Raw genomic sequence first — 12,578 nt, 5'->3', positions numbered from 1 at the left:
GCCGCCCCGACCAGGCTCGAGGCATGACAGCTCTCCTCGAAACAGCCGGGCCCGTCCGGGCCGACCGGCGGGCCCTCGCGCCCGACCTCACCCGCGGCTTCATGCTCCTGTTCATCGCGCTGGCCAACGCCGCGAACTTCGCCTTCGCCGGCCAGCCCGGCCTCGACGGCACGCCGCACGGCTGGCAGCGCGTCGTGAACTTCCTGATGACCACGCTGGTCGACAGCCGCGCCTACCCGGTCTTCGCGGTGATGTTCGGGTACGGGTTGGTCCAGCTCGCCCGCCGGCACCGGGCCGCGGGCGTGGACGAGCGGCGAATCCTGCTGCGCCGGAACGCGGCACTGGTCGTCTTCGGTGTCGCCCACGCGACGCTGCTGTACTTCGGGGACTTCCTGGGCGCGTACGGGATCGTGGGAATTGTCGCCACCCTGCTGTTGCTGCGTCGCGGCGATCGCTTCCACCGGCTGGTCCTGTGGATCTGGGGCTGCCAGACGGCGTACGCCGTGGTGCTCGCCGTGATCGCGACGGCCACCGCGCACGCCGGCGACGCGACCATCGTGAACAGCCCGAACCCGTCGCTGGCGGCGTCCTCGTACACGCGGTCGCTGGTCGACCGTCTCGCCGAGTGGCCGCTGCACACGGCCACCGTGCTCCCGTTCCTGGTGATCGTCTGGCTGGGCATCTGGGCGGCGCGCCGCCGCCTGCTGGAGGAGCCGGGGCGGCACCTGACGCTGCTGCGCCGCACGGCGGTCGTCTCGCTCGGCATCTCGATCGCCGGTTCCCTGCCGTACGCGCTGGTGGCGGCAGGTGTTTTGCACGTGGACGCCGGTACGGTCGAGGCCATGTACCGCGTCCACGCCGTCACCGGTGAGTACGGCGGTCCGGGCTATGTGGCCCTGTTCGCGCTGATCGCGCACCGGCTCGCGGGCCGCACCGAGCGGGTGGGGCCGATCGTCGCGCTCGGGCAGCGGTCGCTGAGCGGGTACCTGTTCCAGTCGGTGTGCTGGGTGGTGCTGTTCTCGCCGTGGGCGCTCAACCTGAACGGCACCGTCACCGCCGCGGTCGCGGGGATCGCGGTCTGGGTGCTCTCCCTCGGGATCGCGCGGCTGATGAGCAGGCGCGGCTATCGTGGCCCGGCCGAGACGCTGCTCCGCCGCTTCACGTACCGGCCCGCTGCGATCGACCGGACCACGGCGTGACCAGGAAGGTGCTTGCCGGGGTGGCCGTGGCGCTCAGCGTCGCGGTCACCCTGGTCTGGGCGTTCACCGGGCGGGGCGAGTTCTGGCCGCGCTGGGTGTACTTCGGCTTCCTCACGGTGGCGGCCGGGGTGGTCGTCTTCGGCCGGGCGCTGCGCGTCCCGCCGGGGCGGCGGCGTTGGCTCGCGGTCGACGCCGCGTTCTGCGGGCTGCTGGTCGCCGTCGACCTGACCGTGTATGTGCTCTCCGGCGGCGGATACTTCTGGCCGTTCTGGACCACGCTGGCCGCCGGCACGCTGCTCGGCGCGCATCTGGTGGCGTACCGCCGCCCGCCCGGCCGCCGGGAGCGCGAGCTGATCGAGCGGGTCGGCGCGCTCAGCCGGTCCCGCAGCGGCGCGCTGGACCGGCAGGCCGCCGAGCTCAAGCGGGTCGAGCGAGACTTGCACGACGGTGCCCAGGCTCGCATGGTGTCGCTGGCGCTGACCCTCGGGCTGGCCGGCGACCTGCTGCGCCGCGACCCGGGTACCGCCGAGCGCCTGCTCGACGAGGCCCGCTCGACCGCCCGCGCCGCGCTGGACGACCTGCGCGCGGTCATGCACAGCATCCAGCCGCCGGTGCTGGCCGACCGCGGCCTCGGCGACGCGGTCCGCGCGCTCGCCCTCGATTTGGCCCTCCCGGTCAGGGTGACCGGCGAGCCACCGCCGGCCGCCGTCGGGGCGGCACCCGGCGAGCCACCGCCGGCCGCCGTCGGGGCGGCACCCGGTCGGCCGCCCGGGTCGCCGTCCGAAGCCGAGACCGCGCTCGGTGGCCCGGTCGCGCCGCTGTCGGCCGCCGCGGAGACGGCCGTCTACTTCGCGGTGGCCGAGTGTCTGAGCAACGTCGTGAAGCACGCCGGCGCGACCTCCGCCGAGGTCACCTTCGACCGGCCGGCGCCGGGCACGCTGCGGATCACCGTGCTGGACGACGGCGTGGGCGGGGCCGACCCGGCGACCGGCAGCGGACTGCGCGGCATCGCCGAGCGCCTCGAGGCCGTCGACGGCACGCTGACCGTCGACAGCCCGCCGGGCGGCCCGACCCTGGTCACGATCACCGTGCCGGTGCGGCGCGGGCCTGCTCCCCGGCGTACGTCAGGAAAGAAGTTGGGATCTTAGGTGTTGCTCGACCGCCGCCGCCATGTCCAAGGCCGGGTCGCCGAGCAGCCACTGGATCTGCAGGCCGTCCATCAGCGCGATCAGGTCGCGGGCCGCCCGGGCCGGCTCGATGCCGGGGCGGAGATCGCCCGCGTCCCGCGCCTCGGCGTACGCCGCCTCCAGTTCTCGCACGATCCGCGAATATCGATCGACGAAGTAGTCGTGCGCGGGGTGGTCGGCGGCGGTCGCCTCGGCCGACAGCACGGTGAACAGCTCGACGATGCCGCGCCGGGTGGCGTTCAGCGCGACTATGTCGACCACCCGGCGCAGGGCTGCGGCGCCGCGCGGATGGCCGGCCGTGACCCGTTCCTGATCGACCTCGTCGCGATGCTCGAGAACGGCCAGGAGCAGCGACTCCTTTGTGGGAAAGTGGTGCAGCAGGCCCGGGTGCGAGATGCCGCAGCGGGCCGCGATCTCGCGCAGCGACGTGCCGCGGTAGCCCGCCTCGCCGAACAGCGCGGTGGCCTGGTCCAGGATGTCCCGCCGCTTGGCGCGGCCCTTCGCGTACCCCACGAATAAATACTTACCAAGCGGTCGGGATTCGTCTAGCGTCTGCCCCATGGCCGTCACCCACCTCGTGTCCCCGGCGCTGCGCCGGGCCCGCGTCGCCACCTCCGTGATCTTCGCGGTTCACGGCGCGGTGGCGGGCACGTTCGCGGCCCGGGTCCCCTGGGTGGCCGACCATGTCGGCACCGGCGTCGGCGGCCTGGGCCTGGCGCTGCTCATGCCGGGCGTCGGCGCGCTGCTCGCGATGCCGGTCTCCGGGCGGCTCGCGCACCGCTTCGACCTGCGCAAGCTGGTGCGGGTGCTGATCGTGCTCTGGTGCGCCGCGCTCCTGCTGCCGTCGCTGCCGACAAATCTGCCGCTGCTCTGCGTGACGCTGGTGCTCTACGGCGCGGCCGCCGGGGTCGCCGACGTGGCGATGAACGCGCATGCCGTGCTGGTCGAGGAGCGCTACGAGCGGTCGGTGATGTCCGGCTTCCACGGCTGGTGGAGCGTCGGCGGCCTGGCCGGCTCGGCGGTGGCGGCGCTCGCGGCCCGGTCCGGGCTCGGGGCGCCGCCGCACTTCGCGCTGGCCGCGGCCGGGCTGATCGTGATCGCGCTGCTCGCGTCGGCCTGGCTGCTGTCGCACAGGCCCGATCCGTCGGCCGAGGAGCCGCCGGCGTTCGCGCTGCCGTCCCGCGAGGTGTGGGCGATCGGCCTGATCGGCCTGTGCGCGGTCTTCGCCGAGGGCGCGAGCCTGGACTGGTCCGCCGTCTACGTGCGCGACCTGCTGCACCACCCGGCGGCGACGGGGGCGTTGACCGTCTCGATCTTCTCGGCCTGCATGGCGGCGGCCCGGTTCGGCGGCGACTGGGTGGTGCGCCGGCTCGGCCCGGTGACCACCGTGCGGCTCTCCGGCGCGTGCGCCACGGCCGGCGTGCTGATCGTGGTGCTGGCCTCGCCGGTCGCGCTGGTGATCCTCGGGTTCGGCCTGGTCGGCATCGGCATCGCCGTGGTGGTGCCGCTGGTCTTCGCGGCGGCGGGCCGGCTTCCCGGCAACACCGGGCGCAACATCGCCGGCGTGGCGGGCATCGCGTACGGCAGCGGATTGATCGCGCCCGGCGTGATCGGCGGCATCGCCCATGTCTGGAGCCTGACGGTGTCGTTTACGCTGATTGTCGTCCTGACCGCGCTGATGGGCCTCGGCGCTCCCGCGCTGCGGGCCTCGAAGAAGTCTCTGTAACATGCAGCTATGAGTGATGACCTGGTGCTCGGCACGATCGAGACGCAGATGGCCCTGCTGATGCGGCTCGGCGAGGCCACGCGCCGGTCCACCGGCGGCCCGGCGCACCGGGCGCTCGACCGCGCGGCGTATGTGATCCTGCGCCAGCTGGAGAAGGACGGCCCGCTCAACGTCTCGGTGCTCGCCGCCGCGCTCAACCTCGACGGCTCGACCGTCACCCGCCAGGTCACCGCCCTGCAGAAGGACGGGCTGATCGAGCGCCAGCGCGACCCGCGGGACGGGCGGGGCACGGTCATCGCCGCCACCCCGCTCGGCCTGCGGCAGGTGGACACGGTGCGGCAGGCCCGCCGGGTGGTGTATGGCGCCGTGCTCAAGGACTATTCGGACGCGGACAAGCGGGAACTGGCCCTCGTGCTCGAGCGCTTCACCGAGGCCCTGGCCGAGCACATGCGCAGCCGGGTGTAATCCGGCCGGACATCGGGAAAAGTCACTTCGTATGAAGGTCAAGCTCGCCCGTCCGGCTGTGATCATCGGCATCGCGCTCGGCGCCGTCGTGGTGCTCGGCCTGGCGGCCGTCCTCGTCGGCTCGCTGGCCCACCCGTCGGCGTCTCGTACAGCCACCGGCCCGGTCGACGGCGTGCGGACCGCCACCTTCCAGCTGATGGACGGCGCCACCTCGGTGCGGCTCGCGGCCGGCGCGCTCGGCGACGACCTCTACCGGGTCAGCGTCCCGGCCGGCGCCGGCATCCGCCCCGAGGTCGACCGGGACGGCGGCGACGTACGGCTGCGCCTGGTGCCGGCCCCCGGCGGCGGCAGCGGGATCGTGAACATCGTCGTGAACGAGAAGGTCAGCTGGGCCCTGCGGACCCTCGGGGGCGCCCGGGAGATCCGCATCGACATGACCGGCGGCAGCCCGTCGGAGATCCAGCTGGCCGGCGGCGCGAGCCTGATCGACCTGGCGCTGTCGCGCCCGTCGGCCTCGCTCCCGGTGACCATGTCCGGGGGAGTGGACCAATTTGCCGTACGCCTTCCGTCCGGCACGCCGGTGCGAGTGACCGCCGCGTCCGGCGCCGGCACGGTGACCGTCGACGGCCAGGTCCACCAGGGCGTGGCGGGCGGCCAGTCGTTCACCGCCAACGGTTGGCGGGACGGTGGTCCGGGGGTGGACGTACGGGCGCAGGCGGGCGCGGGGATCGTGCGGGTCAGCGCGGCCTGAGGCCCAACTAGGGTGTTCGAAGGACGAATCGGTAGATGCCGTGGTTGCTGGCGGCCACGATCTCGTCGCGAATCCAAGCACAGTCGGTCAGCGGGCCGTCGACGCGCTGCATGGCGACACGGCTCCAGGTCGAGGTCTGCCAGACGATGAGATCACGGTTGGTGATCCCGCAGAGATGACGTCCGTCGTGGGAGTACGCCAACCGGGTCAGCCGATCCTCGTCCTCGCCGAGTTCGGCGATCGGACGGCATGTCGTCCCGTCGGCCGACCGCCACTCGATCCGCGTTCCGTCGGTGAGCAGCCATCCGGATTCGTCGGCGACCACGTGCCGGACGCCGCTCATACCTTGCCATTGTCGGGCTTCCCAGGTCTGGGTGTCCCAGAGAACAGAAGCTCCGTCGTCGGCGATGGTCAAGAGCCGATCGCCGAGCACGGATGCCGCCACCGTCAGGTAGCTGATCGACGGGTAACGCAGACGCCGAGGCAGCCAGGGCGACTTCGCCGCCATCCATCCCGTGAGCCGCCGAAACCTCGTGCGCCGTTCCTGGAGCAGCCGGGGATCGAGCACCAGCTCCTTCCGGCCGGTGCCAAGGTCATAGACAGTGACGTGGCCGGTCCACGCCGAGCTGTCGACTGCCCGAGAAGGCGACAGAACCAGCCTCGAAGGGAGTCGGAGAAACGAGAGCTCCGTTTCTGTGCTCGACAGGAGTTCAATGTGGCGGGCGTCCCATAGTTCGATTACTCCGGTCCGTCCGACGGCGAGGGTCCGCTCGTCGACCGCATGCAGAAATTCAATCGTCTGGGGAGTGGGGCTCGCCGGGGCGACGGTCGAGGATTCCTCGTGCCAGAAGCGCAATTGGGTGCCGTGCGCGGTGGACATCCACCCCGCGCTCGGCGCTACCGCGAGCCACGTCGCGGGGTGGGCCAAACCGGCAGATCTGACATGGTCGGTCTCCAGTTCGTCAAGCTGCCAGACTCGCACCTCGTCGCCGTCGGTGGAGACAAGTGAGCCGTCGGCCCGGAACCGGCACCCCTCCACCTCCTTGCCGTGCCCGTGCAGAACACCGCGGAGCTTGCCGGCGTCGGCGTCCCAGACGTTGATCCGGCCGTCGGAGCGACCGACCGCGACGCACGACCCGGCAGTGTCGATCGCCAGGCATCTCGCCCGGACGTCGCGGTCACCGAGGCGCCATCCGCCGATCAGCTCCCAGGTATCGGTGCTCCAGCGAGTGACGCGTTCCTCCTCGGCGATGGCAAGCCAGGATCCGTCGACCGGCCCCTCGATGGCGACCGGTTGTTGCGGCAGCCTGAGCTGATGTGACCTGGTCCAGGAGCGCGTGTCCCAGAAATGAACGATGTGGTCGTCGTCGATGGCGATCAACCAGGGCCCGATCACCGCGGGTGCGAGGCTCACGCGATTGGCGTGGCCGGTCAGTGACCGCGCCTCCCCGTTTCCCGTGAGTGGCCGGATGCGAACGTCGGGCCCATCGCCGGCCGATGCGATCCATGAGCTGTCCGGCGCGAACACGAGAGAATCAACATCCTCGTGTCGCTTGTGCAGCGACTGAGCCGGACCTCCCGATACCGGCCATAGCCAGGCCTTCCCGCTGCCGGTGCCGGCCAGCCACCGTCCGTCGGGCGACGCCACGGCGGCCCACAGCCAGTCTTCGTGTTCGCCGAGGTCGATCAGGCGCCGGCCGTCCGCGGTGTTCCAGAGCCGTAGTGGCTTCTCGATGGTTTCCAGAGCGATCCACGAGCCGTCCGGCGCGAACACGGCCGGGTAGTTGACGCGGCTCGAGTCCTCGAGCACGACCAGCGGCTCGCCGCTGTCCGTACGGCGCAGGACGGCGTCGTTCTCCGCTGTCTGGGTGACGACCTGTGTCCCGTCCGGGGAGTAGGGGACGTTGCGGTAGCTGCTGATCGCGTCCGGCGTCATCCGGTACATCGCCGGGTGCGGCAGGTCGGGCAAACGCCATCGGGGCAGCAGGCGCTGTTCGCCCGGCGCCGGGACGTATCCCGCGGCGAGGTGCCCGAGCACCGGATCGTCGCCGATCCTGCCGAGGAAGACATCGATGACGGCATGCGGCGGGTCGGTCGGGGTCAGCAGGTGGCCGTGCCGGTCCAAGGCGCGGCGCAGCGCCTCGGCGACCGGGCTCTCGAGCCCGGCAAGGTCGTCGGAGACCGACGCGGCGCCGAACCGGCGGAGCTTCGCCATCGCCCAGCGCAGGTCGGTGGCGGTCGCCGCGAACTCCGCGGCTCGTCCCGCGACGCGCATGTGGTACCCGAGGTGCCGCCACAGATACGCCTCCTTGTCGGGGAGGTTCCACCAGTCGCGACCCGATGCCGACGCGGCGTCGAGCAGTATCCGGTTCAGCGCCTGCAGCCGGTCCGTGGCGCGGACGTGCAGGTAGTGCCGGATGACGTCGTGCAGCTGAACCGTCTGTTCGCCCTCGTCGAAGTCGGCCAGCAGCGACCGGGAGTGCAGCCGCCGGCACAGATTCGCCGTCTCGTCCCGGGTCAGTCCGCCGGTCCCTCGCCAGAGCGACGCGATCAGATGCAGCGGGATTCGGGTGTCCTCCGCGAAGATTGCCAGGTCGATGAGGCGTTCCTGGTCGGCGGCCGACAGGATCGAGAGGCTGGCGTCGATCGTCCGTTTCGCCGCCCGGTTGCGGCGCGTCTCGTCGCTGAGATCAAGGGCGGTGGGCCCGCCGTGGTCCAGGGCCTCCGCGGTCCGCCGGGCGGCGGCCTCCGGGGATTCGCCACGGTCGACGGCATCGCGGAGGATGCCGTTGCTGAGTGCCAGCAGCAACGGCCACCGGCCGGTGAGCTCCAGCAGGCGATGGATCGTGGGGGCGGCCAGTCCGGGGACGCCGGTCGTCAGCAGGTCCCGGGACTGCTCGTCCCGCATCGGCCCGAGGTCGACCCGCCGCAGCGACGACGGAATGACCCTCGCCATCCGGGTGGTCAGCAGGCGGCTGCTGCCCTCGCCGCCGTACAGGAACGCCTGGGCCTGCTCGTCGGTCCACACGTCGTCGACGACGAGGAGCACCGGACGGCCGTCTTCGGCCATGGCCGCGAGTTCCTGGCCCAGGTGCCGGCCGGCCTGCTCGACAGTGGCGAAGCCGGGCCGCCGGTTGGTGAGCCGTTCGACCACATCGTTGATCTTCGCGGCGAGGGCGGCGCCGCCCACCTCCTCGCCGAGCACCACCCAATGCGTCGTCATGGCGGCCCGGATCCGCGCGTCCTGGGTGACCATCTGCGCCAGAGTCGTCTTTCCGAAGCCGCCGAAGCCGACGATCGCCACGGTGCGCCCGGCCGGCGAATCGGGGGCCAGGGCTTCGACGATCTCATCGAGTTTCTCCGGCCGCGGAACGGCCGGGCCGTCGAGATCCAGCGCGTTGTCGCTGCTCAGGGGTCGGGAGTGCGGCGACCGGTCACCGAGTACGCGCCACGCCTCGATGGCCGCCGCGGCTGCCACCGCCACGACGACCCCGCCGACCAGCAGCCAACCGGGCTTCGACGTCGCCAGATTGACCAGAACACCGACGATCGAGACGACCACCACGCCGGCGGCCGCGGTAACCGCGGCACGGACCTTGGAACGTCGCAACCGCATCCCCTGACCTCGTCGTAAGCGATGAACCGCGGCCGGTTGAGGGCCGATTGTAGGCGTCCCCGTGCCGCGTCGCGTGTGGACTGACGTTGCCGCCCGATCGAGCCGCGCAGCCACTTCTACGACCTGGACGAACTGCGCCGCTGCCACGCCATCGCCGGACGCCATCGCCTGATCGTTGGAGCAGGGCAAATCGTCGTCAGCGGTTACCAGCCGAACCTACTGGTACGAATTGCCCTGCCCATTGATTTAGGCGTCGGGGGCGTTTAGCTTCCTCGAATAGGAAAGTTTCTTTACTGCCCTGGAGGGCTCATGCGCGGTCTCACCCGCCGCCTCGTCGCCGTGGCCGCTGTGGCCACCTCGATCGTGGCGGTCTCGCCGGTCGCGGCACAGGCGCACGGCAGGTCGTACGTCAAGGTCGGTTACTTCACGCAATGGGGTATTTACGGCCGTAACTTCCAGCTCAGCAAGGTCCAGAATTCCGGTGCGGCGGCCCGGCTGACCCACCTCAACTATGCCTTCGGGACGGTCACCGCGGACGGCGTCTGCGCCTCGGCGGACCCGTGGGCCGATTGGCAGACGCCGTTCTCCGCCGAGCTGAGCGTGGACGGGGTCGGCGACGTCGCGGGGCAGCCGATCGCCGGCAACCTGCATCAGCTCGCCGAGCTCAAGGCCAAGAACCCGAAGCTGCGGGTGCTGATCTCGCTCGGCGGGTGGAGCGGTTCCGCGTACTTCTCGGACGCGGCCCTGACCGACGCCTCGCGCAAGAAGCTGGTCGGCTCCTGCGTGGACCTGTGGCTCAAGGGCAACCTGCCCGGTCTCGCGCCCGGCGTGGCGGCGAACATCTTCGACGGCGTCGACCTGGACTGGGAGTGGCCGGGCTCGGACGGCAACGCCGGCAATGTGATCCGGCCCGCGGACAAGCACAACTTCACTCTGCTCGCGGCCGAGTTCCGGGCGCAGCTCGACCGGCTCGGCAAGAGCAACCGGAAGCACTACGACCTGACCGCGTTCCTGCCGGCCGCGCCCGCGAAGATCGCCGCCGGGTTCGAGGGCAAGATCTTCAAGTACCTCGACTTCGGAACCGTTCAGGGGTACGACTACCACGGCTCCTGGGAGTCGCGGACGAACCAGCAGTCCTCGCTGTTCGTCCCGGCCGGCGCACCGGACAACCCGGATTTCTCCGCCGACAACGCGATAAACGCCTGGATCAAGAACGGCGCGCCCCGGCAGCAGCTCGTCCTCGGCCTGCCCTATTACAGCCAGGGCTGGACCGGCGTGACCGGCGGCGGGGACGGGCGGTTCGAGCCCGCGACCGGCCCGGCGCAGGGCGTCTTCGCGGCCGGCACCGAGGACTACAAGACGGTCAAGAACCTGCCCGGCTTCAAGCTCTACCGGGACTGGCGGGCCGGCAACTCCTGGCTGTTCGACGGCACCACCTATTGGACCTACGACGACCCGGCGCAGCTGCTGCAGAAGACGTTCTACATCCGGGCCAAGGGCCTCGGCGGAGCGATGATGTGGTCGCTCGACGGCGATGACGACAATGCATCTCTCACCAAGGCCGTGAATCTCGGCCTGCGCTCGTAAACGTCACGGCGGGGCGGTGCCGCTGAGCGCACCGCCTCGCCCGTTCGGCGCACGGTGATCGACTCGATTCGTCCCGCATCGTTAGCGTTTCGAGTGGGCCCACATCCCCGGCCCGTAGAGAAACGAGGAGGTGCGGCTGATGGCCGAGCTCGAATCTCCCGAGGCGGTGCCCGCCGAGCGAAAAAAGAGGACCGACCACAGTCCCTGGAACTGGTTGCTCCTCATTCCGATCGTCGTGCCCCTGCTGACCCCGCTTTACAACCACGACTCACCGCGTTTCGCGGGCTTCCCCGCGTTCTACTGGATCCAATTCCTGTTCATTCTGCTCGGCGTGGCGACCACCAGCATCGTCTACCGGATGACGAGGCGGTGACCCGATGAGCGAGCACATCACCGAGATCATCATCTTCACCGTGCTGTTCCTGCTGGTCAGCGGCATCGGTTTCGTGGCGGCCCGGTGGCGGGCGCCGCAGGACATGGCGCACCTCGACGAGTGGGGCCTGGGCGGCCGCAGCTTCGGCGCGTGGATCACCTGGTTCCTGGTCGGCGGCGACCTGTACACGGCGTACACCTTCGTCGCGGTCCCCGCGCTGATCTTCGGAGCCGGCGCCGCGGGGTTCTTCGCGGTGCCCTACACCGTGATCATCTACCCGATGTTCTTCCTGATCCTGATCCGGCTCTGGTCGGTGTCGCACCGGCACGGCTTCGTCACGCCGGCCGACTTCGTGCGCACCCGGTTCGGCTCGCCGACGCTCGCGCTGCTGATCGCGATCACCGGCATCGTCGCGACGATGCCCTACATCGCGTTGCAACTGGTCGGCATCGAGGCGGTCCTCAAGACGATGGGCGTCACCGGCAGCAGCATGTTCGCCCGGCACGCGCCGATCATCATCGCGTTCGCCATCCTCGCCGCGTACACCTACCAGTCCGGCCTGCGGGCGCCCGCGCTGATCGCCTTCGTCAAGGACACGCTGATCTACATCGTCATCCTGGTGGCGGTGCTCTACCTGCCGTACAAGCTGGGCGGCTGGGGCAGCATCTTCGACGCGGCCGACAAGAAGTTCCAGGCGACCCCGGCTCCGGGCGACGGCATCCTGCTCAATGCCAACAACCAGCTTCAATACGTGACGCTGGCGGTGGGCTCCGCGCTCGCCCTGTTCCTCTACCCGCACAGCGTCACCGGCGTGCTGGCCAGCAAGAACCGCAACGTCATCAAGCGGAACATGTCGGCGCTCCCGGCGTACAGTTTCCTGCTCGGCCTGATCGCGCTGCTCGGCTACATGGCCATCTCGGCCGGCATCAAGCCGCTGCCCGGCGCGAAAGCCGGCTCCTCGGACATGAACACGGTCGTGCCGCTGCTGTTCGACCTGAAATTCCCGGCCTGGTTCGCCGGCATCGCCTTCGCCGCGATCGGCATCGGCGCGCTCGTGCCGGCCGCCATCATGTCGATCGCCGCGGCCAACCTGTTCACCCGCAACATCTACAAGGAATACCTGAAGCGCGACGCCACCCCGGCCGACGAGGCCAAGGTCTCGAAAATCGCGTCGCTGGTCGTGAAGATCGGCGCGGTCGCCTTCATCGTCTTCCTCGACCCGCAGTTCTCCATCGACCTGCAACTCATCGGCGGCGTCATCATCCTGCAAACGGCCCCGGCCGTGGCCCTGGGCCTCTACACCCGCTGGTTCCACCGCGGCGCGCTGATCACCGGATGGGCGGCCGGCATGGGCCTGGCGTTGTGGATGCTCTGGCAGATCCCGAACGCCGCCACCAAGAAGGCCCACTTCGGTGGCTCCGCGTTCCCGCTCAACAAGTTCTGGTTCTTCGACACCCCGAAGACCATTTACGTGGGCTTCGTGGCGGTCGCGGTCAACCTGCTGGTGGCCGTTCTGGTGACGTTCCTGCTCCGCGCGATGAAGACACCGGACGGTGTGGACGGGACCGAGGCGGACGACTACTTCGCCGACGAGGGAGACCCGCGAGTGGACAAGAGCGTGACGACGGTGGAGACGGTTTCCTCCACATAGCGCTCGACCCGCTCCCGGACCGC

General features: G+C 70.4%; 10 protein-coding genes. 8 read left to right on the top strand and 2 right to left on the bottom strand.

Features of this window, described 5'->3' with window-relative positions; all coding sequences use genetic code 11:
* Positions 1 to 23 precede the first annotated feature (23 nt).
* Positions 24 to 1,199 (top strand): DUF418 domain-containing protein, encoded by a 1,176-nt coding sequence (locus IH26_RS0146995; RefSeq protein WP_030442824.1) that lies wholly within the window; start codon positions 24 to 26, stop codon positions 1,197 to 1,199.
* On the top strand, positions 1,196 to 2,347 hold the full coding sequence (locus tag IH26_RS59005) for a sensor histidine kinase (RefSeq protein WP_051809800.1): 1,152 nt from the start codon (positions 1,196 to 1,198) through the stop codon (positions 2,345 to 2,347). The genes IH26_RS0146995 and IH26_RS59005 overlap by 4 nt, the downstream gene beginning before the upstream one ends.
* On the opposite strand, the gene IH26_RS0146985 is transcribed toward IH26_RS59005, so the two are convergent.
* Positions 2,324 to 2,899, bottom strand: coding sequence for a TetR/AcrR family transcriptional regulator (locus IH26_RS0146985; protein ID WP_030442822.1), 576 nt, complete (start codon positions 2,897 to 2,899; stop codon positions 2,324 to 2,326). The two genes, IH26_RS59005 and IH26_RS0146985, sit on opposite strands and share 24 nt — an antisense overlap.
* 46 nt (positions 2,900 to 2,945) lie before the next feature.
* Between IH26_RS0146985 and IH26_RS0146980 the strand changes: the two genes are divergently transcribed.
* The 3 genes from IH26_RS0146980 to IH26_RS0146970 are packed head-to-tail and all read left to right on the top strand — an operon-like array spanning position 2,946 to position 5,328.
* Complete coding sequence (locus IH26_RS0146980; protein ID WP_030442821.1) at positions 2,946 to 4,112, top strand: MFS transporter; 1,167 nt, start codon at positions 2,946 to 2,948, stop codon at positions 4,110 to 4,112.
* Positions 4,113 to 4,121: 9 nt separating this feature from the next.
* Positions 4,122 to 4,577 carry a MarR family winged helix-turn-helix transcriptional regulator gene (locus tag IH26_RS0146975; RefSeq protein WP_030442820.1) on the top strand — a complete coding sequence of 152 codons (456 nt, stop codon included), beginning with the start codon at positions 4,122 to 4,124 and terminating at the stop codon, positions 4,575 to 4,577.
* A gap of 31 nt (positions 4,578 to 4,608) precedes the next feature.
* Complete coding sequence (locus IH26_RS0146970; RefSeq protein WP_051809796.1) at positions 4,609 to 5,328, top strand: hypothetical protein; 720 nt, start codon at positions 4,609 to 4,611, stop codon at positions 5,326 to 5,328.
* 7 nt (positions 5,329 to 5,335) lie between these two features.
* Here IH26_RS0146970 and IH26_RS0146965 read toward each other — a convergent pair whose 3' ends face one another.
* A complete protein-coding gene (locus tag IH26_RS0146965) occupies positions 5,336 to 9,109 on the bottom strand; it encodes an NB-ARC domain-containing protein (RefSeq protein WP_084599765.1) in 3,774 nt (1,257 codons plus the stop codon).
* A 144-nt stretch (positions 9,110 to 9,253) separates the two neighbouring features.
* Here IH26_RS0146965 and IH26_RS0146960 point away from each other — a divergent pair, with 144 nt between their 5' ends.
* The 3 genes from IH26_RS0146960 (at position 9,254) to mctP (ending at position 12,555) form a co-directional block, all read left to right on the top strand.
* Positions 9,254 to 10,531: a glycoside hydrolase family 18 protein gene (locus IH26_RS0146960; protein WP_030442817.1), complete on the top strand. Its 1,278-nt coding sequence runs from the start codon at positions 9,254 to 9,256 to the stop codon at positions 10,529 to 10,531.
* A 139-nt stretch (positions 10,532 to 10,670) separates the two neighbouring features.
* Positions 10,671 to 10,904: a DUF3311 domain-containing protein gene (locus tag IH26_RS0146955; RefSeq protein ID WP_030442816.1), complete on the top strand. Its 234-nt coding sequence runs from the start codon at positions 10,671 to 10,673 to the stop codon at positions 10,902 to 10,904.
* A 4-nt stretch (positions 10,905 to 10,908) separates the two neighbouring features.
* On the top strand, positions 10,909 to 12,555 hold the full coding sequence (gene mctP, locus IH26_RS0146950; protein ID WP_030442815.1) for a monocarboxylate uptake permease MctP: 1,647 nt from the start codon (positions 10,909 to 10,911) through the stop codon (positions 12,553 to 12,555).
* Positions 12,556 to 12,578 lie beyond the last annotated feature (23 nt).

The organism is Actinoplanes subtropicus, from assembly GCF_000721705.1.
In the GTDB taxonomy this organism is placed as follows: Bacteria; Actinomycetota; Actinomycetes; order Mycobacteriales; family Micromonosporaceae; genus Actinoplanes; species Actinoplanes subtropicus.
Note: the sequence above shows the minus strand (reverse complement) of the source record. Positions and strands in the feature narration are given on the sequence as shown.